This is a genomic window from Marinobacter sp. NFXS11 (assembly GCF_040148675.1).
In the GTDB taxonomy this organism is placed as follows: Bacteria; Pseudomonadota; Gammaproteobacteria; order Pseudomonadales; family Oleiphilaceae; genus Marinobacter.
In genome coordinates this window covers 722,665-746,548 of the sequence record NZ_JAGDDV010000002.1, presented here as the reverse complement: position 1 = coordinate 746,548, position 23,884 = coordinate 722,665, and the positions used below count along the sequence as shown (strand labels likewise).

General features: G+C 56.8%; 18 protein-coding genes and 1 tRNA gene. 13 read left to right on the top strand and 6 right to left on the bottom strand.

Translation table 11 applies throughout. The features are described 5' to 3' along the window. The 4 genes from glyS to J3362_RS12375 all read left to right on the top strand — a co-directional run bounded on the left by glyS (position 1) and on the right by J3362_RS12375 (position 4,128). Complete coding sequence (gene glyS / locus J3362_RS12390) at positions 1-2,082, top strand: glycine--tRNA ligase subunit beta (protein WP_349520072.1); 2,082 nt, start codon at positions 1-3, stop codon at positions 2,080-2,082. Positions 2,083-2,110: 28 nt separating this feature from the next. After that, entirely contained in the window at positions 2,111-2,668 is a 558-nt protein-coding gene (gene gmhB, locus J3362_RS12385) for a D-glycero-beta-D-manno-heptose 1,7-bisphosphate 7-phosphatase (RefSeq protein WP_349520071.1), read from the top strand. A gap of 35 nt (positions 2,669-2,703) precedes the next feature. Further along, positions 2,704-2,780 (top strand) — tRNA-Pro (locus tag J3362_RS12380). A 277-nt stretch (positions 2,781-3,057) separates the two neighbouring features. After that, entirely contained in the window at positions 3,058-4,128 is a 1,071-nt protein-coding gene (locus J3362_RS12375) for a Fic family protein (protein WP_349520069.1), read from the top strand. 81 nt (positions 4,129-4,209) lie between these two features. On the opposite strand, the gene J3362_RS12370 is transcribed toward J3362_RS12375, so the two are convergent. After that, positions 4,210-5,766, bottom strand: a complete 1,557-nt coding sequence (locus J3362_RS12370) for a phospholipase D family protein (protein WP_349520067.1) — start codon at positions 5,764-5,766, stop codon at positions 4,210-4,212. Between the two features lie 244 nt (positions 5,767-6,010). Here J3362_RS12370 and J3362_RS12365 point away from each other — a divergent pair, with 244 nt between their 5' ends. The 3 genes from J3362_RS12365 (at position 6,011) to J3362_RS12355 (ending at position 7,250) form a co-directional block, all read left to right on the top strand. Continuing rightward, positions 6,011-6,637: a peroxiredoxin gene (locus tag J3362_RS12365; protein ID WP_014578868.1), complete on the top strand. Its 627-nt coding sequence runs from the start codon at positions 6,011-6,013 to the stop codon at positions 6,635-6,637. A gap of 66 nt (positions 6,638-6,703) precedes the next feature. Beyond that, positions 6,704-6,859 carry a hypothetical protein gene (locus J3362_RS12360; RefSeq protein WP_349520066.1) on the top strand — a complete coding sequence of 52 codons (156 nt, stop codon included), beginning with the start codon at positions 6,704-6,706 and terminating at the stop codon, positions 6,857-6,859. A gap of 4 nt (positions 6,860-6,863) precedes the next feature. After that, a complete protein-coding gene (locus J3362_RS12355; protein WP_349520064.1) occupies positions 6,864-7,250 on the top strand; it encodes a rhodanese-like domain-containing protein in 387 nt (128 codons plus the stop codon). 45 nt (positions 7,251-7,295) lie between these two features. Here J3362_RS12355 and J3362_RS12350 read toward each other — a convergent pair whose 3' ends face one another. Together J3362_RS12350 and J3362_RS12345 are read right to left on the bottom strand one after the other, a co-directional pair. Then, entirely contained in the window at positions 7,296-7,739 is a 444-nt protein-coding gene (locus tag J3362_RS12350) for a DsrE family protein (RefSeq protein WP_349520063.1), read from the bottom strand. Positions 7,740-7,905: 166 nt separating this feature from the next. Continuing rightward, on the bottom strand, positions 7,906-8,814 hold the full coding sequence (locus tag J3362_RS12345) for an MBL fold metallo-hydrolase (protein ID WP_349520061.1): 909 nt from the start codon (positions 8,812-8,814) through the stop codon (positions 7,906-7,908). Positions 8,815-9,095: 281 nt separating this feature from the next. On the opposite strand from J3362_RS12345, the gene J3362_RS12340 reads away from it, so the two are divergent. The 6 genes from J3362_RS12340 to J3362_RS12315 all read left to right on the top strand — a co-directional run bounded on the left by J3362_RS12340 (position 9,096) and on the right by J3362_RS12315 (position 18,256). Next, a complete protein-coding gene (locus J3362_RS12340) occupies positions 9,096-10,364 on the top strand; it encodes an NAD(P)/FAD-dependent oxidoreductase (RefSeq protein ID WP_349520059.1) in 1,269 nt (422 codons plus the stop codon). 135 nt (positions 10,365-10,499) lie between these two features. Further along, positions 10,500-12,053, top strand: a complete 1,554-nt coding sequence (locus tag J3362_RS12335; protein WP_349520058.1) for a methyl-accepting chemotaxis protein — start codon at positions 10,500-10,502, stop codon at positions 12,051-12,053. Positions 12,054-12,075: 22 nt separating this feature from the next. After that, positions 12,076-14,130 carry a sensor domain-containing protein gene (locus tag J3362_RS12330; protein WP_349520056.1) on the top strand — a complete coding sequence of 685 codons (2,055 nt, stop codon included), beginning with the start codon at positions 12,076-12,078 and terminating at the stop codon, positions 14,128-14,130. A 9-nt stretch (positions 14,131-14,139) separates the two neighbouring features. Continuing rightward, a complete protein-coding gene (locus J3362_RS12325) occupies positions 14,140-16,506 on the top strand; it encodes a sensor domain-containing phosphodiesterase (RefSeq protein ID WP_349520055.1) in 2,367 nt (788 codons plus the stop codon). Between the two features lie 33 nt (positions 16,507-16,539). Continuing rightward, a complete protein-coding gene (locus tag J3362_RS12320; RefSeq protein ID WP_108018228.1) occupies positions 16,540-17,829 on the top strand; it encodes a sensor domain-containing diguanylate cyclase in 1,290 nt (429 codons plus the stop codon). 55 nt (positions 17,830-17,884) lie between these two features. Next, positions 17,885-18,256 (top strand): VOC family protein, encoded by a 372-nt coding sequence (locus J3362_RS12315; RefSeq protein WP_014578858.1) that lies wholly within the window; start codon positions 17,885-17,887, stop codon positions 18,254-18,256. Positions 18,257-18,296: 40 nt separating this feature from the next. Here the strand turns inward: J3362_RS12315 and J3362_RS12310 are convergent, their stop codons facing one another. The 3 genes from J3362_RS12310 to ptsP are packed head-to-tail and all read right to left on the bottom strand — an operon-like array spanning position 18,297 to position 23,844. After that, positions 18,297-20,051 (bottom strand): PTS fructose-like transporter subunit IIB, encoded by a 1,755-nt coding sequence (locus tag J3362_RS12310; RefSeq protein ID WP_349520053.1) that lies wholly within the window; start codon positions 20,049-20,051, stop codon positions 18,297-18,299. Beyond that, positions 20,048-21,013 (bottom strand): 1-phosphofructokinase, encoded by a 966-nt coding sequence (pfkB, locus tag J3362_RS12305; RefSeq protein ID WP_349520052.1) that lies wholly within the window; start codon positions 21,011-21,013, stop codon positions 20,048-20,050. The genes J3362_RS12310 and pfkB overlap by 4 nt, the downstream gene beginning before the upstream one ends. After that, positions 21,013-23,844, bottom strand: a complete 2,832-nt coding sequence (gene ptsP, locus J3362_RS12300) for a phosphoenolpyruvate--protein phosphotransferase (protein WP_349520051.1) — start codon at positions 23,842-23,844, stop codon at positions 21,013-21,015. The genes pfkB and ptsP overlap by 1 nt, the downstream gene beginning before the upstream one ends. Positions 23,845-23,884: the final 40 nt, after the last annotated feature.

Genomic DNA, 23,884 nt, shown 5'->3' with positions numbered 1-23,884 from the left:
ATGGCAACACAGGATTTTCTGGTCGAACTGGGCACCGAAGAGCTGCCCCCCAAGGCCCTCAAGCCGCTGTCTGACGCCTTTACCCAGGGCATTGCCCGGGGCCTGGAAGAAGCGGGGATCGAATTCGGCAAGCTTGAAGCCTTTGCCGCTCCGCGTCGCCTGGCCGTGCGCATCCGGGATCTGGCTGACTCCCAGCCGGACAAGTCGGTTGAAAAACGTGGCCCTGCCGTCAAGGCGGCCTTTGATGATGCCGGCAATCCGACCCGCGCGCTGACCGGCTTTGCCACCTCTCTGGGCGTGACCCCTGACCAGCTCGACACTCTGGAAACCGACAAGGGTGCCTGGGTGGTCTACCGCACAGTCGAGCAGGGCAAGCCCACCGTAGAGCTGATGCCGGAACTGGTGGAGCAATCACTGGCCGGCCTGCCGATTCCCAAGCGCATGCGCTGGGGTGCCCACCGTACCGAGTTCGTGCGTCCGGTCCACTGGGTAGTAATGCTGTTCGGCAACAAGGTGATTGAGGCGCCCATCATGGGCCTGACTCCGGGCAACAAGACCCGCGGTCACCGCTTCCATTGCCCGAAATCCCTGATCGTACCTACGCCGAGTGATTACGAAATCGTCCTCAAGCAGGAAGGCTATGTGATTGCCGATTTCGCCGAGCGCCGGGAACAGATCCGTGCCGGCGTCACCGAGCTGGCCGAGAAGGAAGCCGGTGGCAAGGCAGTCATCGATGAGGACCTGCTGGACGAAGTCACCGCGCTTAACGAGTGGCCGGTGCCGTTGATGGGTCGATTCGAGGAACGGTTCCTCGAGGTTCCGGCGGAGGCCCTGATTTCTTCCATGAAGGAACACCAGAAATACTTCCACGTTGTAGCCGCCGACGGGGAAATGCTGCCGCTGTTCATCACCGTTGCGAACATCGAGAGCAAAGATCCTTCACAGGTTGTTTCCGGTAACGAGAAAGTGATCCGACCCCGCCTGTCCGACGCTGCGTTCTTCTACGAAACCGACCGGAAGACAAAGCTCGAGGATCGCATCGACGCCCTCAAGCCCATCGTGTTCCAGGAGAAACTGGGCAGCATCTATGACAAGTCTGTGCGTGTTGCCGCCCTGGCAAAGAAAATCGCGGACGCCATCGGCAGTGATCCGGCCCTGGCCGAGCGTGCGGCCATGCTGGCGAAGACTGACCTGGTCACCGAAATGGTCCTGGAATTCACCGACCTGCAGGGCATTATGGGCCAGTATTACGCTGCCAACGACGGTGAACCCGAAGACGTGGCCAAGGCGCTGAACGAGCAATACATGCCCCGGTTCGCCGGCGACAACCTGCCGACAACCCTGACCGGCTGTGCCATTGCCATCGCGGACCGTCTGGACTCCCTGGTGGGCCTGTTCGGCATCAACCAGCCGCCATCCGGCACACGGGATCCGTTCGCCTTGCGCCGTGCTTCCCTCGGGGTGCTGCGCATTATCATCGAGCGCGAGCTGCCGCTGGACCTTCAGACCTGCTGCGAGTGGGCCGAAGAGAACTTCACCGTACTGACCGAGCAGAACACCGCCAGCACCGTGGTGGACTACATGCTGGAGCGCTTCCGTGCCCACTACGACGAGCAGGGCATTGGCGCCGAGGTCTACCTGGCCGTTCACGCCCGCCGTCCGACCCGGCCGCTGGATTTCGACCGCCGGGTAAAAGCGGTGGAAGCCTTCCGGCAGCTACCCGAAGCGCAGGCCCTGGCCGGCGCCAACAAGCGGGTGTCGAACATCCTGACCAAACAGGGTGGCGACAGCATCGGTGAAACGGTCGACACCAGCCTGCTGCAGGACAGCGCCGAAAAGGCCCTCGCCGAGCAGGTCGACCAACAGGCCGCGAAGGTTCTGCCGCTGTTCGAGAACGGCGACTACGCCAATGCCCTGAGCTCACTGGCCAGCTTGCGGGCACCGGTGGACAACTTCTTTGATGAAGTGATGGTCATGGCCGACGACGAGGCGGTAAGGAACAACCGGCTGGCGCTGCTGAACCGCCTGCGCAACCTGTTCCTGCGCGTTGCGGACATCTCCCTGCTGCCCACAGCAGGCTGAGACCGGACGACGGGGCACGCGCACAGCGATGTTGATCATTCTCGACCGGGACGGGGTCATCAACGAGTACGATGGCAATTACATCTGCTCGGCGGATGAATGGCACCCCATTCCCGGCAGCGTTGAGGCGGTGGCCCGGCTCTGTATTGCCGGCCATCGCATTGCCATCGCCACCAACCAGTCAGGCATCGGCCGCGGCTACTACGACACCGATGAGCTGGGTGCCATGCACGAGAAGCTCGAGCAGCTGGTGGAAGCCCAGGGTGGCTGCATCGACTTCATTGCCTACTGCCCCCACCACCCCGACGACCAGTGCTGCTGCCGCAAGCCACTCACCGGCCTGCTGGAGCAGATCCGCGAGCATTTTCATCTCGCCAGCCTTGAAGGGGTCATCATGGTGGGAGACAGCCGCAAGGACCTGGAAGCCGGCCACGCCGAAGGGTGTCTTCCGGTACTGGTACGAACCGGTAACGGACTGGACACCGAACGGCATCTGGACGCCAGGCCCATACCCGGCGCCGATGTCAGTATCTACGATAATCTCAGCAAATTTACGGATGCCCTTTTATCCGCCGAGGGCTGGTAAAACCGAAGCGAATCCGTATAATACCGGCCGTTGATCGGCGTGTGGCGCAGCTTGGTAGCGCACTTCGTTCGGGACGAAGGGGTCGCAGGTTCGAATCCTGCCACGCCGACCACTTTCCCGCTTTTCTTACTTTTCTTCTTATCCTACTTTCGTTACTACCTACAGTGGCTTTCCATTTTTGCCGGTACATTACTCTTTGTTCGAGCAGCTAGATTCGTTGCTGGGGAAATTTAGTGGACAATATGGCCGGAGCCGAGTGCATACATTTTTCCGTTTTCTGTATACGTGACACGTCACACACATAGAAAAACGCTATTTCCTTTGCATATCTGCTTGTACATGTATAGATTTTTGGTTTTTCTATACACAAATTAAACAAGGGATGTTCTGTGCTGCCAACCCTACCTCTTGAATACGTCGAACAATGGGAATCTCGCACCGTGCTGAAAAAGGTAGCGGAGGCGCATCGTTATCTGGCAGAGCTAAAAGGCGTAGCAGCAACTATCCCCAACGAAGAAATACTTATAAACACGCTCACGCTGCAAGAAGCCCGCCACAGCTCCGAAATCGAAAACATCATTACCACCCAGGATGATCTTTATCGCGCTGTAGTGTCAGATGAAGCCAGCGTCTCGCCGGAAACCAAGGAGGTTCAGGACTACGCTGCTGCGCTACGGGCCGGTTTCAGGAGCGTTCGCCAATCCCGGCTGATTCGGCTGAATGATATCCTTCTGATCCAGGAAACGCTGGAAAAAAATCAGGCAGGCCTGCGCAAGCTCCCAGGCACCGCTCTGAAAAATCAGGCTACTGGCGAGATCGTATATGAGCCGCCACAATCAGCTCAGGACATCAAAGATCTGATGGAAAATCTGGTGGCCTACATCAATGATGACGAACTGTGCGATGCCGATCCTCTCGTAAAAATGGCCATTATCCACCACCAGTTCGAGAGCATTCACCCATTCTACGATGGCAATGGCCGGACTGGGCGCATCATCAACATGCTCTACCTGGTAGCAAAAGATCTGCTGGATCTTCCGGTACTCTATCTCAGTCGCTATCTGATTCAGACTAAAACCGGGTATTACCAGGAATTACAGGCCGTGCGTGATACCGGCGACTGGGAGCCTTGGCTGCTTTACATGTTGGAGGGTGTTAGTCAGACCGCTAAACAAACCATTGCACTAATTGGCCAGATCCGTGAGCTAATGCAGCACACTAAACACCGAATGCGTGACGAGTGCCCGAAGATCTACCGTCAGGAATTACTGAACAACCTGTTTAATCACCCGTACACTAAAATCGAATTTGTGATGGAGGATCTGGGCGTCAGCCGAATTACCGCCACCAAATATCTGGATGAATTAGTCGGTATCGGTCTGCTGGACAAAACAAAAGTAGGCCGCAGTAATTTCTATATCAATTCAGCCCTGATGGTTCTCTTCCTTGAGCGCGCATAACACGATTCCGGATTTCATTTGTATCTACTAACTACGCCAGGACGATCGAAGGTTTGTGGACTTTACTTCCATAATCTTGCATTAAAGCAAGGGCTCCACCGGCAACAGCGAAAACAGAAACACCAGCGCACGCTTGAAAGCCCCGGTATTCGGCTCATGACGATGCTCGACACTCTCCGCTCCGTTGAATTCCAGCCAACGTAGTTCACCTTCGCCGTCCAGAATAACCTCGTAGGCCACCAGCCTTACCTGCTCAGTAAACGCTGACTCCAGGGCATTGGCCAGCTCCGGGCTCTTGATCAGAAAACCCAGCTCGGTGTTCAGATTCGCTGAACGGGGGTCGAAATTGAAGGAACCAACAAAAAGCGTCTCGCCATCTACGGCAAAGGTTTTGGCGTGAAGGCTGGCGGCCGAGCTGCCGGCAATGCCGCGAGGGCTCGACTTGCTGTCTTCCTCCTCCGACCTGAATTTACGCAGCTCGAACAACTCAACACCCGCCTTTAATAGGGCCTCCCGATATTTCGCATAACCTGAATGCACCAGGGCGACGTCGTTGGCTTCCAGGGAGTTGGTGAGAATCCGTACCTGCACACCGGCGCTTTCAAGCTCGCTGAACAGCTCAACGCCACGATTACCGGGGACAAAGTAGGGCGAAATCAGGGTCACTGTCTTTTCAGGTTCACCCAACGCCAGGGCCAACTGTTGGCTCAATAGACCCTGCTCTCCTTCGAGCCCCTGGGCCTTGGCAGGATCGTCGCTCACCATCTCTACCGGCGCCCAGACAAAAGAGACCTCCCGGTCCAGCAATTCCCTGAGAAAATCCGAATTCTGCAAAGCAGCCACGAAGCGCCGGGCTTCAGCATCCTGTTCGACGGAAGCAAGACTTGCTGCCATGGCATCCAGATCCTCATCATCGGCGCCTGCGAGCAACCGATCCACCGGGTACGCGGACTGACTCGCCCAGTAGCGATCAAAATCCCTGGAGACACTCTCCACGACGGGCCCGATCGCCAGAACATCCAGATCCGCGAACAGCGTACCGTCACCCACACCGAAATACTCATCAGCAATGTTGCGGCCGCCAATAATGGAGGCCTGGTTGTCAGCCGTGAATGACTTGTTGTGCATCCGGCGGTTCAGGCGACCAAAGTCCGTCAGAAAGCCCAACGCCCTGGAACTACGAATCACAAACGGATTGAACAGCCGAACCTCGACGTTGTCGTGATGATTTAACGCCGCCAGGAAATCGTCCAGGCCGGCGATGCCGTTGTCATCCAGAAGCAGCCGAACCCGAACGCCGCGTTCGGCCGCGCGATACAGCGAGTACAGAAGCAGCTTGCCGGTAATATCCTCGCGCCAGATGTAGTACTGGACATCCAGGGATATCTCGCTGGCCTCGGCGAGCAAAGCGCGGGCAACGAAAGCGTCCAGTGGATCCTCCAGTGTTGTAATACCACTGAGATCGGGGTGGACTTCAATTTCTCTGCCAACTGCGCTGCCAAGGCGCGTATCTGCCGTCTGCGCCTGAACGAATGCGACAGACTGTGAGCGGTCTTTCAGGGATGGCAACGCACAACCTGCCAGCAGACCTGTGAGCAGTAGGAGTGCGAGAGGGGCGAAAGTTCGGCTTTCGATCATTTTCAAAGGGGGCCTGCGACTGTGGGCACAATCTGAAGCATGCCACAGAGTAAACGCTTTATCAGAACAGAGAAGTAACCCTCACGGTAGAGCGATCTACTGAGAAAGGCCCGCCCTCAATTCGTTAAGCCTATTTGTTCTATAGATATAACTGTATTGGCTAAGAGCCTCCTGGCGGGTTATTGTTACTCCGACATCAAGAGGCAACCCGCCTCCACCAGCAAAACCCGACAGGAGATTCATCATGAGTTTATTGCTTGGCTCTACCGCCCCGAACTTCACCATCGACAGCACCGCCGGCCAGATCAACTTCCACGACTGGGCAGGTGATTCCTGGGTATTCTTCTTCAGCCACCCGGCCGACTTCACGCCGGTGTGCACCACTGAAATGGGCCGCACCGCGCAGCTGGCGAAAGAATTCGAGGCCCGCAACGTGAAGCCCCTGGGTCTTTCCACCGATACCGTGGAAGAGCACGTAAAGTGGATTGAAGACGTCAACGACACCCAGAACTGCGACCTCCAGTTCCCGATCGTTGCCGACGCTGACCACAAAGTGGCCGAGCTGTACGAAATGATCCACGCCGGTGAGAGCGAAACCGCAGCCGTGCGCAGCGTGTTCATCATCGACCCGAACAAGAAGATTCGTCTGACCATGACCTACCCGATGGCGGTCGGCCGCAACTTCGACGAGATCCTCCGGGTCATCGATGCCCTGCAAACCGGTGATGCCAACAAGGTTGCCCTGCCGGCCGACTGGCGCAAAGGAGACGACGTGATCATTCCGCCCTCCATTTCCAACGAGGAAGCCAAGGGTCTGTTCCCGCAGGGCTGGAATGAAATCCGTCCGTATCTCCGCACCACCAAGCTTTAATCCGACTCGCGGATAGATAAGGGGCCCGTCGTTCGGCGGGCCTCCCCAATGCAGGAGGAAACCATCATGAAGCATATACTGACAGCCCTGCTCGCCACTATCGCCATTGCCTTCAGCGCCCAGGCAGAAGAGGCACTTTCCCTCACCCCACAGCAAACCTATGACATGGTTCAGGAGCAGGGAGACCAACTCCTTTTTTTTGGATGTCCGGGATCCGGTTGAAATCATGTTTATCGGCTTCACCGATGTGGTCGACAAGAATATCCCGTTCAAACTCGCCGATCGCTCGACTTTCCTTGATGACAAGGGTCGGTTTGCCATGAACACCAATCCGGAGTTCGCTTCACAGGTAGAAAATGCTCTGAAGGAAAAAGGCCTGACCAAGGATGATCTGGTCATTACCATGTGCCGCTCCGGGTCCAGCCGTGGCAAGCCAAGCGCGGAATATCTGCTGGAGCGCGGCTTCACCAATGTGAAGTACATTGACCACGGTTTCCAGGGAAGTGGCGCCAAAGAAGGCAAGAAGAAAGGCATGAGAATTGTAAATGGCTGGCAGAATGACGGCCTGCCATGGTCCATGACGCTGAACGCCGACAAGATCTATCGTCTTTGAGTCAGATGTAAACGCCCGGGGTCACTGGACACCGGGCTTGCAAACTCAGAAAGTGAACGTACGCATCTTCGGGTTGAGCATCTGGCCGGCCATTTCCGGCGGCATGGCAACGCCCACGCCGTCAATCAGATCGTCCTTGCCGTAGTCGCTGTTCGGAAGATACAGCGCACAGACCTTCGCCTCACCACCGTTTTTCAACAGACCGCGCAGCATCTGCCCCGGAGTCACATCTTTGGGTTTGAGCGCGGGCGCTTCGTAGGACTTAAGTGCCAGGTCACCGGCTTTGTCGCACAGCAGCACGTTTACCTTGGCGCCCTGCTGGGCCATGGTGTTCGAAAGCACCATCGCCATGCCCTGTGTCTGCAGCGAATCGCTGGACAGGATCACCAGCACTTCTTCAACACCCCCTTTATGACTGTCGGCATGAACGCTGAGAGGTACGGCTGCAATCACCGCAGCCGCGGCGATGGCTTTGATTGACTTGATCATGGGAAAAGCTCCTTTTTAGTGGATCGAATAACTTCGAAACCAATGTATCCGGCCAGGGAGTGGCCTTCAGTGACAAAGTCACTCAACTCTGCCCAGCAGCTCTTCACCCACAAAAAAGCCGGGCTTTATCGGCCCGGCAAAGGGGTTGTGTGCTCCCTCTCCCGGGTTATTCCCAGGCAGCACCCTCGAGTGCGTCCAATGGAATCTTCAGATACCGTTTGCCGTTGGCTTCCGGCTCGGGAAGGCGTCCACCCCGGGTGTTGACCTGCAGCGCATGCAGAATCAATTTCGGCATCGGCAACTCGCTGTCACGGGTGTTCCGAAGCTCCACATACTCGGCTTCGGAGGTTTCAGCCAGGTGCTTGTTCGCCTGCTTCTGCTCGCCAACGGTACTTTCCCATTCAGGTTCACGACCACCGGGCATGTAATCATGACCGGTGAACAGGCGGGTCTCGTCCGGCAAGGCCAGAATGGCCTGGATGGAATCCCATAGCTGATGGGCGTCTCCCCCGGGGAAGTCCGCGCGGGCAGTGCCGAAATCCGGTTGGAAAATGGTGTCGTGCACGAACGCCGCATCTCCGATCACATAAGTGACGGAGGCCAGCGTGTGACCTGGCGAAAACATCACACGCCCATCAAGATTGCCAAGCCGGAACTCGTCCCCGGCCCGGAACAAATGGTCCCACTGTGAACCGTCAGCAGGAAAATCGGGCCAGTTATAGATGCCTTTCCAAAGCTCCTGAACTCCGGTCACATAACCACCGATTGCGGTTGGAGCGCCCGTCTGCTCTTTCAGGTACTGGGCTGCCGAGAAATGATCGGCGTGGGGATGCGTGTCGAGGATCCACTGAACTTCAAAGCCCTGTTCACGAATAAATGCCAGGAGTTCATCTGCGTGGTGCGTCGTCGTTGCGCCGGACTTTTCATCGTAATCGAGCACTGGATCAATGATCGCACACTGCTTTGTTTCCGGATCACTAACCACGTACTGGACACTGAACGTTCTTGGATCGAAAAACCCGGCCACATTCGGTGTGCCGGCGTGTTTTGCCGGTGATTCCTGAAACGTTCTCATAAGTGCGTCCTCCTCTGCATTGAAAACGCGTGATTGCTTACTTTAGTTATTAGTATATAGCTATAGGTTTTAATCTTCCAATTGCGAGCACCCATTAAGGCAATACACAAAACCTTTCGGATAATCCCAATTCATTAGGTTTTCCTAACTTTATAGCCACGCACTAGAGCTTCAGTCGGCAATATTCTTATTTAATCTAACGATAGAACCTTTTGTTTGGTACCCTTTGATATATCTCAAGCTCACTCGCACACAGCAAACAAAGACAAGAGGTTCGAGGCATGACCAGCAACACAACCACCACGGGCAGCGTCAAAACCCATACCGTCGTAATCGTGGGCGGCGGAGCGGCCGGTGTATCGGTGGCATCCAGCATCCACAAACGGGATGGCAATATCGACATCGCCATTATCGAGCCGGCTACCCGGCACCACTACCAGCCCGGCTGGACCATGGTGGGTGGTGGGGTTTTCCGGCCAGAAGTCACCTCCAAGCCCATGTCAGAAGTGATGCCAAAATTCGTATCCTGGTACCAGCAACCGGTAACCGCCATCGACCAGGACAACAACCAGGTTTCTCTTGGTGACGGTTCCTCCGTGGAATACAAAGCCCTGGTGCTCGCTCCCGGGCTAGAGCTGAACTGGGCCGGCATCGACGGTCTTGAGGAAGCGCTGGGCTCCAATGGGGTCACATCCAATTACCGGGAAGGCATGGCCAGCTACACCTGGGACATGGTGCAGAAGCTCAAGAAAGGCCGGGCTCTTTTCAGCCAGCCGCCAATGCCGATCAAATGTGCCGGCGCCCCTCAGAAAGCCATGTATCTGTCTGCCGATTACTGGCTCAAGCACGGCGTGCTCAACAACGTGGATATCCAGTTTCATAACGCCGGAGCCGTCTTGTTTGGCGTCGCCGATTACGTCCCGGCCCTGGAAGCCTATGTCGAAAAATACGGCATCGACCTGAATTTCCAGAGTACCCTGGTTGCGGTGAACGGACCTGCTAAAACGGCTGTGTTCCGCTCAACAGATGGCGACGGCAATACCGAAGACCGTGAGGTCAGCTTTGATATGCTGCACGCGGTGCCCCCCCAGCGGGCGCCGAAGCTGATCCGTGAGTCTGCCCTGGCGAACGAAGCCGGCTGGCTGGACCTGGAAGACGACACCCTGCGCCACAAAACCTACGCCAACATCTTTGGGCTTGGCGACGCGAGCGGAACCGGCAACGCAAAAACCGCTGCCGCGGTGCGCAAGCAGGCACCCGTGGTGGCTGAAAACCTCGTGGCCACGCTCCGAAACCAGCCGCTTGAAGCCGCCTACCTGGGCTATGGCTCCTGCCCGCTGACGGTCGAAAACGGCAAGATCGTGCTGGCAGAATTCGGCTATGGCGGCGTACTCCAGCCCAGCTTCCCGAAATGGATCAACGATGGCACCAAAGCGACCCGGGCGGCCTGGTGGCTGAAGGCGAAACAGTTACCCACTTTGTATTGGCACGGCATGTTGAAAGGTCACGAGTGGCTTGCCAGGCCAGCAGTCCGATCCCCCCAAAAATAAGAACTCTGCCTGAGAAGCCAGATTTGCAGTATTTGTCCTTGCAATTCCAGCCTGCCCAATTTCTTTTTCGTGGCAGGCTGGCGTATCAACGACTACCTTTCGAAGTGAAAGCAGCCGGATACGCAAGGACTTGCGATGAGAAAGAATCTACCTGTCACGGATAACGAAAAAACCTTTCCATCTAATCAGAAACTGATTTCCTCCACGGACCTCAAAGGGAAAATTCGACACTGCAACTCGGCGTTCGTCGAGGTCAGTGGCTTCAGCCGTGACGAACTGATAGGCCAACCCCATAACATCGTCCGGCACCCGGATATGCCTCCGGCCGCCTATGAAAACATGTGGTCTCACCTTAAAGCCGGGCAGCCCTGGATGGGCCTGGTAAAGAACCGCTGCAAAAATGGCGATTACTACTGGGTCAGTGCCTATGTCACGCCGGTCACCGAAAACGGCAAAGTAGTCGGGTATGAATCCGTCCGATCCTGTCCGGACCGACAGGATGTGGCTCGGGCGGAAAAACTCTACGCTGATATCCGTTCAGGCAATTCTGGCATTCGCTTTTGGCAGCGTTTCCAGCCGCCGACCCTCTTCCTCGCATTTGTCTTTATTGTCGCAGGGATCTTGTTTATTGCCGGCCAGAAAATGTTCTCTGAGCTCTCACTGGCTGTCGGCGTCATTATCTATGCGGGCTGGATGCATGTTGCGCGAAAACAGCTTATGGCGTCAGTCACTCAGTTACTTGAACACAGTTTCACCGATGACCTTGCTGCAAAAAGCTACACCGATGACGAATTGCCCCTGGGCAGGATCAAGGTTGCTGTCAAAGCTCAGCAGGCGCATCTGGACGCAGTTCTGACCAGACTTGAAGACTCTGCGGATGAAATGCGACTGTTTTCCGTGAAAGGCCGTGAAGTCACTTTCGAGGCGCAGGAAGCCCTCAGGCAGCAACAGGCTGAAACCGAACAGGTCGCGGCGGCCGTGCATGAGATGTCCCAGACCATCGCTGAGGTCTCTTCAAATGTTCAATCAACCGCGGAGCGGGCGGACAGCGCCAAGGAATTTGCCAACGAGGGGCGCTCTGTGGTCCGGGGAACGCGGGAAGCGATCGAGACCCTTAAGGGTTCTGTTCACAGCATCAGCGACTCCGTCGGCGAACTGTCACAACAAACCCAGCAAATAGCGTCTGCCGCGAAAATTATCGAGGAAATCGCTGAACAGACGAACCTGCTGGCTTTGAACGCTGCGATCGAAGCTGCCAGGGCCGGCGAACACGGGCGCGGTTTCGCCGTAGTCGCTGAGGAGGTTCGTGGATTGGCATCACGCACACGGAATTCCACCAGCGAGATCCACGGCATCGTCAATGCATTGATTTCCCGGTCCGAGGACGCCAACAGAAAAGCAGACGAAGGCAAGCTGTCGGCGGATGAAGGCATGGAAAAAATGCTGTCGGCAGAAAGCACACTGAATGACATCGCTGAATCGGTTACCAATATCGCCGAAATGGCACTGCAGATGGCAGCGGCCGTTGAAGAGCAGGCTCACGTATCTGACCAGATCAACGAACAGGTGGAAAAAATTTCGGATCTGGCATCCAACAACTTGTCGAAAGGTGAGGAGTCCACCGACTGTGTAAAAAACATTGAACAGATTGCCAACGATTTGCACGAACTGGTCGTAAGGTTCAAATAGCCAAGGGTTAAGGCATCACAGTATGAGCAAGCAAGACCTGGCATCGGCGCTGATGGATGCAGCGGTTGACGCCATCATTGTTATCAATGACAAGGGAATCATTCAGCAGTTTTCCGAATCTGCCAGAGCCCTGTTCGGATACGCCCCCGAGGAAGTGATCGGGCATAACGTCTCGATGCTCATGCCTTATCCGGACGCTCGTCACCACGATCGCTACATTGAGAACTACAAAAACAGTGGTGTCGGAAAAATAATTGGCATCGGTCGTGATGTGAAGGGGCAAAGAAAGGACGGCCAAACCTTTCCAATGCACCTTTCGGTTGGCGAGAGCGAATTTGCTGACCAACATCTTTTCGTCGGAATTTGCCACGACCTCAGCAATTATAAGAGCGCTCTCGACAAACTGGCGGCGGCTGAAGAACGTTACCGTGAAATTGTTCAGGCGCAGAAACAGTTCATACTGCGACTCGACAGCGATTTCCGAATTACCTTTGCCAACGCTTCTTTCACCCGAGCGTTGGGAACAGAAAACACCGACATCATCGGAGCGCCAATCACGGTCTTTTTTAACGAACCTGGCCATCGTATCCGCCAACGTCTGGCGTCCCTGTTCAGTGACGAGAACACCTCTGAGGAAATTGCTGTCAAAGTCACGATGAATGGCAAGGACGGCTCGCAGACTCTTGTAGACTGGAGTTTCCGAAGAACTTCGACGCAGGGGAGCGACGAAGCCGAATTACAGGGATTTGGTATCGACGTATCCGAGCAGGAAAGGGCCCTGGAGCAGGCACACTACCTCAGAACACACGATCCTTTGACGGGTTTGCTAAACAAACAGACGCTCGTTGAAGATTGTAAGGTCTGGTTCAGGAGTGCCAGCCCCGGCGCGCTGCTTTACATCGATATAGAGCATTTCAGCCTTATCAATCAGCGCTACGGCTACGAGATTGGCGACGCCGTTTTGATCAAGCTTGCCAACCGCATAGGGCGTGCCATCCAGCGCGCAAATCATTGCGCGCGGGCAGGAGCAGACACCTTCCTTGCGGCGATCCAGGTAAGCAGCCAGGCAGACGCAGAGGCAGTAGCGGAGAGGATCATCGAATATATTTCGACACCGTTCAAACTGCGGGAAAACCAGCTCAATGTGCGGGCCACTATTGGCATCGCGATGTACCCTGAAGATTCGGAAGTCATTGAAGTTCTCCCGGAGCTGGCCGAGTCGGCCAATGGGTTCGCTCGAGACCGAAACCAGCGGGTCGGGATTTTTGATTTCGAGCACCACAAAGTGCTCCACAGGCAAATCGAAATCGAACAGGGGCTCAAGGATGCTATCGAAAGTCACCAACTGGCGATTTATCTTCAGCCTAAATATCGGATCAGTGATAAATCCATTGCAGGTTATGAGGCACTGGTCCGCTGGCATCATCCCAGAGAGGGTTTCATATCACCGGGCGAATTCGTCCCGATAGCTGAAAAGTCTTCGTTAGGGTTGGAGCTGGACCACTATGTGCTGGTTCGGGTATTTGAGCTTATCGCCTCTGCCAGAGCGACTATCCGCGACTTTCCGCCTGTTGCCATCAATATAACGCCCGCGCACTTCTCACGAGTGGACTTTCACAAGCTGGTATTGGCCGGCATAGCGGATGCCAACATTCCGATTGAAAGTGTCGAGCTGGAAATTACCGAAGGGGCGGTAATGGAACGATCGGAAGAGGCCAGACAAAACCTTGATGCCCTTCGCAGCCAGGGTGTTCGCATCGCCATTGATGATTTTGGCACGGGTTACTCTTCACTGAACTATCTGCGATACCTTGGCATTGATGACCTGAAAATCGACAAAACCTTTGTTGATGAGGTATTGACGGAAAAAGGAAAAATTATCGTCAAATCCATCATTGATATCGCGGCGGCTCACGACATTCAGGTCATCGCAGAGGGCGTGGAAACTGCTCAGCAGTTCGAACTGTTACGTGAAATGGGTTGTCATCTGTGTCAGGGCTATCTACTGTCGAAACCACTACCGGTTGACGAAGCCATTGAACTTTTTTCCCAGCAGTCGCCTGCTCAAACACAGTGAGTCACAACCATGGACAGCAGTACCCTGGAGAAACGTCGGCTCACGGCACTGGAGCGCCTGGGCATCCTGGATACGCCACCGGAAGATCGGTTCGAAAGGCTCACCCGGATTGCCCGCCAGTACTATGGCGTGAAAACCGCGCTATTTTCGATTATTGATCATGAGCGCCAGTGGTTTAAATCTCGCCAGGGCCTTGAAACCAGTGAAACCCCCCGCTCAGTTGCTTTTTGCGATTACGCAATCCAGCAGGACAAAGCGTTTATCGTATCGGATGCCACGAAAGATCCACGCTTTGCGCAGAACCCCCTTGTAACAGGCTTCCCCCATATTCGATTCTATGCCGGCATGCCAGTGCGGGAGCCAACCGGATTCAAAATCGGCACAATCTGCATCATCGACGATAAGCCCAGGGATTTCGGGGAGCTGGATCTCGATATCCTTCGCAACCTGGCCACGATGATTGAGGACGAACTCGAGCGGACCTATCTCTCGATTGAAAATCATGAATTTGTTGAGGTGTCCCACCTGAACCGGTCGATCCAGAGGGCCCTGAACGTCTTTCTGACCAGTGACAACCAGCACGCCGCCTTCGAGCAGATGCTGAACGATCTGCTTTCGCTTACTGGCAGCCAGTTCGGTTTCATTGGTGAAATCCAGTTCAGGGAGAACGGCGATCCATTTCTGAAGATCGGCGCAATCACCAACATTGCCTGGAATCCGAAAACGCAGGCGCTTTACCAGCAGGTTGAACGACGTGGGCTGGTTTTCGATCGGCTCGATACGCTGATCGCACTTCCTATGACAACAGGAGAGGTTGTCATCTCGGACGATGTCGCCACAGATCCCCGGCGCGGAGGACTGCCCGAGGGACACCCCAATATCGACGCCTATATCGGGATTCCCGTTTTCTCGGGTGATCAACAGGTGGGACTTGTTGGACTTGCCAATCGCCTGGACGGTTATAAGCCGAGGCTGGCCGAGGAACTTGAGCCTTTACTGCAAACTCTGGGGAACCTGATTGAACGGAAGCGCCTGCATCATGAGAAACAACAGCACCAGGAACGGCTTGAAAAAGCTGCAAATTACGACTCGCTGACAGGTCTTCCGAACCGTCGACGGCTCACAGAAATATTTACTCAGGAACTTCATGAAGCAAACCTTCGCCAGGGGACTGTCTCCCTCTGCTTCATTGATCTGGACGGATTCAAGGGCATCAACGACCAACAGGGTCATGCAGTGGGCGACGCTGTTCTGAAAATCATTTCCGAACGTCTCAAAGCCACGATCAGGCAACACGATGCCATCGGCAGGCTCGGGGGCGATGAATTCGTCGCTGTTCTCAGGGATGTCGAAGACTCAACAGTCTACAGCCGGATTCTGGAAGCTATCCGCCGGCCCATCAGCTACCAGAATGCCGTCATGAACCTGTCGGCCAGTATGGGGGTGACCGTTTATCCCGATGACGCCGAAGACCCCGATACGCTGCTTCGGCATGCCGATCAGGCTATGTATGCGGCCAAAGATTCGGGAAAAGATACCTATAGCCTGTTTGATCTGGCGTCTCACTTTAATCGCAAGGAGCGAGTTCGTGTCCTAGAGCAGGTCGACGAAGCGCTGGCAAAAAACCAGTTCGAACTCTACTACCAGCCCAAGATCAACTACCGCACCGGAACGGTTGAAGGTTTTGAAGCACTGATCCGTTGGAATCACCCGGAGGAGGGACTCCTTTCCCCGGCGCGTTTTCTGGAACACCTGGAGTTCACCGATTACGCCAGGCAGGTTGGACTGTTCGTGATGGAAAGCGCGGTCAGCGTCATCTGTGAATTCATGGACCTGGGGCTGCCGTATACCCTGAGTATCAACCTCAGCCCGTCCCACTTCCTGAGTGAACACTTCCCCGACGATATAACGGGCATGCTGAACGAGTGCCCTCACGAGGTGCGTGACCGGCTGATCATTGAAATCCTGGAAACGACCGCATTGGACGATACCACGACCGTCATGAAGAATCTCAGCGTCTGTCGCAATACCGGTCTTTGCATCTCCCTGGATGATTTCGGAACCGGCTACTCTTCACTGAATTACTTCCGGACATTGCCGGCCCAGGAAGTGAAGATTGATAGAACCTTTGTGGGTGATCTGATAGGGAACCAGGATAACTCGATGATCGTAGAAGCTATTTTACGCCTGTCCCAGAGTTTTCAGAGGCGCACCGTGGCGGAAGGGGTGGAGACGGCCGAGCAAGAACAACGTCTCCTCGAACTTGGCTGTGATGTAGGGCAGGGCTACCGGTACAGTCCACCTCTGCCACTGGCAGAAGCGCTCGACTGGGCCAATAATTTCAATTGGGCTCGTTACCATTCGGGCCACAACTAGCCGCGAACAAGCGGCCTTCGTGTGAGGGATCACATGCACCTGACTGCAGAAACCAGGCTCAATGCCATTCTTGACGGCACCGGGGCAGGCACCTGGGAATACAACCTGGACACCGGCGAAATCATCTTTAATGAACGCTGGGCCACCATGCTGGGTTACACCCTGGAAGAGCTTTCGCCATTGTCGTTCCAGACCTGGGAAAAGCTCAGTCATCCCACCGATATCGAGTCAGCAAACCAGGCATTGACCGCGTACCTGAGCGGTGATGCCCACCAGTTTGAATGCGTGGTGCGTATGCTTCACAAGGACGGAGACTGGCGTTACATCCACACCCGCGGGACCCTGTTCAACAATGACCAGACGGCAGAAAGCCGTTGGCTGATGGGAACCCATCTGGATGTCACGGAAGAGAAAGTTTCCCAGCACCAACTGCAGCAACTTGCCGAATCCCTCCCGGGGGTCATATATACCTTTACCCTCAATAAAGATGGCAGTTTTCTCTTTCCCTATATGAGTCGCAAGGCCAAGGATTTCTATGGCGTAACGCCAGCGGAAACCCGAACCCACCCGGAACGGATGTTTGAAGCCATTCATCCAGAGGATGTTGCAAGAGTTCACGAGACCATCGAGCTTTCCCGCAAGACGCTACGCGAATGGGTTTGCGAATACCGCATTATGAAAGATGGCCAGACCCGATGGCTGCGAGGTGTTTCCCAGCCGGAGAGAAATCCGGACGGTAGCACCACTTGGCATGGCGTTATTACTGACATCGACGACCAGAAACGCCTGGAATTCCAGCTGGAAGCTCTGACGATTACCGATGAACTGACAGGGCTCTATAACCGGAGATATCTGCTCAGAAAACTTGAGGAACTGGCGGAACAATCTGCCCGTTACGACCATCCGTTCTCATTGCTTTCCCTGGACATTGATTTCTTCAAAAGCGTCAACGATTCCTGGGGCCATCTTACCGGCGATAAGGTATTGCGCAAGGTGGCCAGTCTGATCGAAACGCGGACCCGCAAGACCGACATTGTTGCACGCACCGGAGGGGAGGAATTTATCGTTCTGATGCCTCACACCACGTTGAGTGATGCCCGCCATGTTGCCGAATCCCTACGGATCGGTATGGAGACGGAGAGCTTTCTCAGTGACGATGACACCCCTTTCAACGTTACCTTGAGTGCCGGAGTCGTATGTTGGGACCGAAGCATAAACGGTGTTCGGGAGCTGCTATCCGCATGCGACCAGTTGCTTTACCAGGCCAAACGGGCGGGCAGAAACCAGGTTGTCGTCAGCGAATTCGGCGCTGAAAAGAGCTGACAGGCAAAAAACAGCGTATTCTGGCCTTGAACAACAACCCTGATGGAGAAAAAGCATGATCGGATACGTCACCCTTGGCGTCAGTGATATGGAAAGAGCAAAGGCATTCTATGCCGATTTGTTGAGCGACCAGGGAGCCAAGGTGCTTCTGGATATGGGCCGCATCGCATTTATCGGTAAGAGCATGAGCGCGCCCATGCTGGCAGTTTGCGTTCCCTTCAATGAAGAGCCCAACCATCCTGGCAACGGCAACATGGTGGCTCTGCCTGCCGGTTCGAAAGAGGGCGTGGATGAAATGTACAAGAAGGCCATTGAGCTCGGCGCCACCTGCGACGGCGAGCCCGGTCAGCGAATTCCGAACCAGTTCTACGGTGCCTACGTGAAGGACCCGGACGGCAACAAGCTGGCGTTTTTCGTATTCGGTTGATTAGTTGCGGCCCTCAGACGAGGGCCGCGGTCTCTATTTTTCAGCTAACCGCTGCCGTCACTTCCGCCTTACCGGTTTTCAGCAACGCGTAACCGAAACCAATCACCAGTGATCCCACCGCAATCGCAATCAGATAGGGCAATACCGCACTCACCGCGTTCGGAATGGCAAGCACAAACAGCCCGCCATGGGGTGCCATCAGCTTGACAGTGAACAGCATCGACAAAGCACCGGTAATTGCGCCACCGATCATACACACCGGGATAACCCGCAACGGATCCTTTGCCATAAACGGTATTGCACCTTCCGAGATGAAGCACAATCCCAGGACAAATGACGCCCGTCCGGCCTGGCGTTCCGCCTCTGCAAACTTACGCCGGGCGATGAAAGACGCCACACCCATGCCTATGGCCGGTACCATTCCTGCCGCCATGATGGCAGCCATGGGTGCCGAGCCGCCGCTGCCCTCAGACAGCAGTCCCACGCCGAAGGTATAGGCCGCCTTGTTGACAGGCCCTCCCAGGTCAAAGCACATCATGGCGCCCAGAATGCCACCAAGCAGGATCGCATTGGTCGTTCCCATACCCTCGAGGAATCCGGTCAGGGCGCCCATGATGGCAGCCATGGGCTCTCCAATCACATAGATCATCCCCAGGCCGGTAACCAGACTGGCCAGCAAGGGAATGATGAGGATCGGCTTCAGCGATTCGATGCTCTCGGGCATTGGCAGTTTCTGGCTGATAAAGCGCGCTACATAACCAGCGAGAAAACCCGCCACAATACCGCCGAGGAATCCGGCTCCCAGTTCGCCCGCCAGAAACCCACCGATCATTCCCGGCGCCAGGCCGGGACGGTCGGCAATCGACCAGGCAATGTATCCGGCCAGCAACGGAATCATCAGCTTGAAGGCGGTGCCGCCACCAATCTGCATCAGGGCCGCGGCCAGGGAGCCTTCTTCCTGGAAGGCATCGATGCCGAACACAAATGACAGCGCAATCAGCAAGCCACCGGCCACAACCATCGGCAGCATAAAAGAGACACCGGTCAGCAAGTGCTTGTAGGGCCCGCGCTTTTCGCCGCTACCGGCAACGCTGGCAGCTTTCTGCTTTCCGGCTTCCAGAACGACGGCTTCCGCCAGGGCATCACGGATGGTCTCAGCGGGCTTCTTAAGGGCGGCGCCGGTAGAGGTTCGCCACACTCGCTTGCCGGCAAAACGGCTTGGATCCACCTCAATGTCACAGGCGAGGACAACCACATCGGCAGCAACAATCTCCTCATCGGTCAAAGGATCCTGGGCGCCAACCGAACCCTGGGTTTCAACCCGGATCTCATGGCCGTCGGATTGTGCCGCCACGGTAAGCGCTTCCGCCGCCATAAAGGTATGGGCGACGCCGGTGGGGCAGGCGGTCACGGCGACGATTCGTTTGGCGGCGGCCGCCGTCTCACCTGAGGCAGTGGGCGCCGCGCTGCCGGTCGTCGGGTCCCAGGATTCCGCTTCCGCCTGAGCCCTGTCCAGAATCGAATCCGGATCGGGCAGCGCGGCAGTGACCGGGATCTGCAACAGGCGTTTGCCGGCGTACACCTCAAGGTCAACGGGCACGCCCACGGCTGCGATTACCAGATCGGCCTTTTTGATGGCTTCAGCGTCCGGCTGGCTTTCGGCCTTGCCGTCCGGGCCACGTGTGTCCGTGGTCACCGACCAGCCGCGCCGGTGCGCTGCCCGCTCGAGGGCCCGAGCGGCCAGAAAGCGGGTTGCCACACCCTGAGGGCAGGCAGTCACAATAATCAGATTCATAACGGCATCTCTCCGGTGTTGTTTTCCCCGGGCCAGGACTGCACCCGGGTTTCTTGGAGAAGGGTGGGAAAGTCTGGTGCATCGGGGTCGCCAGCACCTATATGTTGGACACACTCCGCAGACAGGGCGGTGGCAAACTGCAGCACAGCCTCGGCAGACTGTTGGTCAAGAATACCGTGCAGCATGCCGGCCAGGAGGGTATCGCCGGCGCAGACGGTACTGACTACCGAAACCGGGGGCGCCCACGATCTCAGAGTGCCGGCCGGTGATCGCCAAAACACCCCATTCGCTCCCATGGAAACCACCACATGGGGTACGCCGCCGGCCTGAAGGCGGGCGGCGGCCGATTCAATGGCTGCGATATCCGGCAGAGGCATCCCGGCCCAGCCAGACAACTCATCAGTATTGGGTTTTACTGCAAAAGGAGCGGACTCGATTCCAGCTGTCAGGGCATCACCGCTGGTATCAAGCCAGACCGGTTTGCCTGACCGGCCAGCACGCGTCACCAGCCTGGCCAGCCCGGACGGCGAACAACCCTCGGGAAGACTGCCACCGATAACGACTGCGTCGCATTCCGAAAGCAGAGGCGCCAGCCGGAATTCCAGTCGCTGCAAGGTGTCCTCCGGAATCCGGAACCCCCGCCCGTTTAAGTCGGTAACCCGGCCGCCGGACTCCGCAATCTTGACGTTGATCCGGTTATGGCCCGGAATGCGCACAAAACTGTCCTGCAATGCTTCGGCTTCGAACAGACGTTCAAAGGGGGCGGCATTGGTTTCACCCAACAAACCGCTCACCGTGACCGAATGCCCCAGACGAGCCAGCACCCGGGCAACGTTGACGCCCTTGCCGGCCGGCTCCAGCCGGGTATTACCGGTGCGATTGACCTCACCAAGTGTGAGAGCCGGAGTTTCGACACTCAGATCCAGGGCCGGGTTCAGAGTCACTGTGAGGATGTTGGCCATTACCAGGCCTCCAGGGCATCGCGTACCTCGGCGGCAGTTGCCAGGGAAAGCGCCTTTTCAGCCTGCTGTCGGGCATTTTCGAGGCTCAAGCCACGAATGCAGGCCTTCACCAGAGGCACACGGCGGCTGGTAACGGACAATTCGTCCACCTCCAGGCCCACCAGTACCGGAATTGCCTGGGGATCGGACGCCAGTTCTCCGCAAACTCCCACCCAGCGGTCGTGTGCATGAGCTGCGTCCACTGTCATACGGATCAGCTGCAGCACCGCCGGATGCAGGCCATCGGACTCGGCCGACAACTGGCCGTGGCCACGATCAATCGCCAGGGTATATTGAGTCAGATCGTTGGTGCCGATGGAGAAGAAGTCCACTTCCGGCGCCAGGGTTGATGCCAACAGAGCACAGGACGGGACTTCGATCATCACGCCCACCTGAACATCGCCGGCCGGAACTTCGGCCTGCACCCTGGACACGATCGCCCGGGCAGCGCGGAACTCCTCGAGATCCTTGACCATCGGAAACATGATGCGCAGCGGCCTGTCTCCGGCGGCAGTCAGAAGTGCCCGCACTTGGGTTTCAAGAATATCCGGCCGGGTCAGGGACAAACGTATGCCCCGCATGCCAAGAAAGGGGTTGTCCTCCTGGGGCAGAGGCCAGTAATCCAGAGGTTTGTCACCCCCGACATCCAGAGTGCGGGCCACCAGGGGCAATCCGTTCAGGGCATCGAATGCGTGTTGGTATTCCCGCACCTGGGTCTCGAGGTCGGGCGCTTGTGGATGCGCCATGAAGATGAACTCGGTACGAAGCAGGCCGATACCGTCTGCGCCCCTGTCCACCGCGTCCGGTGTATGGGCCGTGTTGCCGAGGTTGGCGCAGACTTCGACAGTATGACCGTCTTGCGTCGTAGCCGGCAGATTGCGGTTTTCATGGGCCTGGGCCTGCAGCGATTCCAGTTGCTCCAGTCGGCGGTTGATCCGTTCGCAACGTTCGGCCCCGGGATTCGGCACCAGGCAACCCCGCTCACCATCCACCACCAGATCGGCACCGTCCGGGATAGTGAGAATGCGCTCGCCAGCACCCACCACGGCAGGCAGACCAAGGGCTCGCGCCAGAATGGCGCTGTGGGAGGTTGCGCCACCGCGGGCAGTGACCAGGCCACGGACCCGGGACGTATCCAGCCGGGCAACGTCCGAAGGCCCGAGATCATCCGCGACCAGAATGTAAGGAGCATCCGGCGGTGTCGGCATCGCCACGCCACAAAGGTTGGCCAGCACTCGACGACCGACATCCCGCAAATCTGCGGCACGTTCTGCCAGCAAACGGTCTGCCAGCGCTTCCTGGGCCCGGGCTGCGGTATCGATGGCTTTCCACCATGCGGCTTCGGCCGAGCCGCCTTCGTTGATCGCTTCCAGCGCTGCCTGATACAGATCTTCGTCCTGAAGCATCTCCACGTGAACCGAGAGAATCGGGGCCGCCTCGCCGCCTTCCGCCTGACGAATCAGGGTACGGAGCTGGCCATCGGCCTCATCAACAGCCCGGTTCAGGCGCTGGATCTGTTGTTCACTGTCCTCGGCGGACTGCGGGTACTCCAACGCCGGCTGGCGCATCACAAAGGCCGGCGCCAGCGCCAGTCCAGGTGATGCGGCAACGGCTTTCAGGGGCTGATCGTCGGACAGGGGTTCCGGTGGCCGGGCCTTGGGTTCGGTGGCGTGCAGTTCTGCAGAACGCAGCGGAGCAACCTTCTCGCCCAGCCCCTCTTCAATGGCTTTGGTCAGGGCCGCGATGGCCGCATTGGCGTCGTCTCCGGTTGCCGACAGCACCAGCGTCTGACAACGACGAGCACCCAGGCCGATCACCCGGGTCAGACTGGTGGCGGAGACCGCGCTACCGTCACCCTCGAGGAGGCGAATCCGGATGCTGGCATTGTGGCGGCGTGCTTCCTGGACCAACTGTTTGGCCGGCCGGGCATGCAGACCGTGGGTATTAAGCAGGGTCACTTTGGCCGTGACCGCATCGGCTGCCTCTCCGGAAAGCCGCGCCAGCACGGCATCCGCACTCAGGCCATCAATCGGTTCATTACGAGCCAGGAAGTTATCAATACGGTCCAGCAGGTCGTGGCACTCATCGCCCGGACCCGCCAGGCAAAAGACACCCCGGAGTTCCGGCGTTGGCCGCTTCGGCGTTGCCAGTGACAGGGTCGGGCGCCTGGCGCCAACGGTGTGATGGGTCAGCCAGAACCCCTGGCCAAGGTCTACCGGTGGTTGGCCGATGATGCTAGCCAGAAAATCCGTATCTACGCAGCGCAAACTCTGGAGACGCGCCGCTGCAATCAGGGCCAGTTCGTTCGGGGTAGACGCATCAATACCCAGACACAGGGTCTCGCTGTCACATTTGGCAACCGCCGGGGCTTTGGAGAGCAAAGCAACCAGTTCGGCGGCATCCGAAGCATGGCCCAACTTCTCAGACAGCCCGGGCTTGTCCAGCACGCGGGTCAGGTGACGAAGAATATCCAGGTGCTCATCGGACTGAGCCGCAATAGCGACCAGGACATGCACCCGGGCACCATCGTGCCAGGTGACTCCCTCGGGAAACTGAAGAATGCGGATACCAGTTTTCAGGACAGCACCCCGGCTTTCCGGTGTACCGTGGGGAATGGCGATGCCGTTGCCCAGAACCGTCGAAGATTGCTGTTCACGGGCGTTCATTCCGGCCAGGTAGTCCGGTGAAGTCCGACCGGCGCTCTCAAGATCCCGGGCAGCCTGTTGCAGTGCGTCTTGCCAGTCAGAAGCAGTTGCACCCAGTCGAACGTCATTGGCAGTCAGCGTCAGCATGATCGTTGCCTCGCTTTTTGTTTTGATACTGCGTCTTCGT

Bases quoted from the DNA above. Each gene is read 5' to 3' on its own strand.
- J3362_RS12315 (WP_014578858.1), top strand. From the start codon at position 17,885: ATGATCGGATACGTCACCCTTGGCGTCAGTGATATGGAAAGAGCAAAG.
- J3362_RS12325 (WP_349520055.1), top strand. From the start codon at position 14,140: ATGGACAGCAGTACCCTGGAGAAACGTCGGCTCACGGCACTGGAGCGC.
- J3362_RS12370 (WP_349520067.1), bottom strand. From the start codon at position 5,766: ATGATCGAAAGCCGAACTTTCGCCCCTCTCGCACTCCTACTGCTCACA.
- pfkB (WP_349520052.1), bottom strand. From the start codon at position 21,013: ATGGCCAACATCCTCACAGTGACTCTGAACCCGGCCCTGGATCTGAGT.
- J3362_RS12330 (WP_349520056.1), top strand. From the start codon at position 12,076: ATGAGCAAGCAAGACCTGGCATCGGCGCTGATGGATGCAGCGGTTGAC.
- J3362_RS12360 (WP_349520066.1), top strand. From the start codon at position 6,704: ATGAAGCATATACTGACAGCCCTGCTCGCCACTATCGCCATTGCCTTC.
- J3362_RS12335 (WP_349520058.1), top strand. From the start codon at position 10,500: ATGAGAAAGAATCTACCTGTCACGGATAACGAAAAAACCTTTCCATCT.
- J3362_RS12355 (WP_349520064.1), top strand. From the start codon at position 6,864: ATGTTTATCGGCTTCACCGATGTGGTCGACAAGAATATCCCGTTCAAA.
- J3362_RS12320 (WP_108018228.1), top strand. From the start codon at position 16,540: ATGCACCTGACTGCAGAAACCAGGCTCAATGCCATTCTTGACGGCACC.
- J3362_RS12310 (WP_349520053.1), bottom strand. From the start codon at position 20,051: ATGAATCTGATTATTGTGACTGCCTGCCCTCAGGGTGTGGCAACCCGC.
- J3362_RS12365 (WP_014578868.1), top strand. From the start codon at position 6,011: ATGAGTTTATTGCTTGGCTCTACCGCCCCGAACTTCACCATCGACAGC.
- gmhB (WP_349520071.1), top strand. From the start codon at position 2,111: ATGTTGATCATTCTCGACCGGGACGGGGTCATCAACGAGTACGATGGC.
- J3362_RS12340 (WP_349520059.1), top strand. From the start codon at position 9,096: ATGACCAGCAACACAACCACCACGGGCAGCGTCAAAACCCATACCGTC.
- J3362_RS12345 (WP_349520061.1), bottom strand. From the start codon at position 8,814: ATGAGAACGTTTCAGGAATCACCGGCAAAACACGCCGGCACACCGAAT.
- ptsP (WP_349520051.1), bottom strand. From the start codon at position 23,844: ATGCTGACGCTGACTGCCAATGACGTTCGACTGGGTGCAACTGCTTCT.
- J3362_RS12350 (WP_349520063.1), bottom strand. From the start codon at position 7,739: ATGATCAAGTCAATCAAAGCCATCGCCGCGGCTGCGGTGATTGCAGCC.
- glyS (WP_349520072.1), top strand. From the start codon at position 1: ATGGCAACACAGGATTTTCTGGTCGAACTGGGCACCGAAGAGCTGCCC.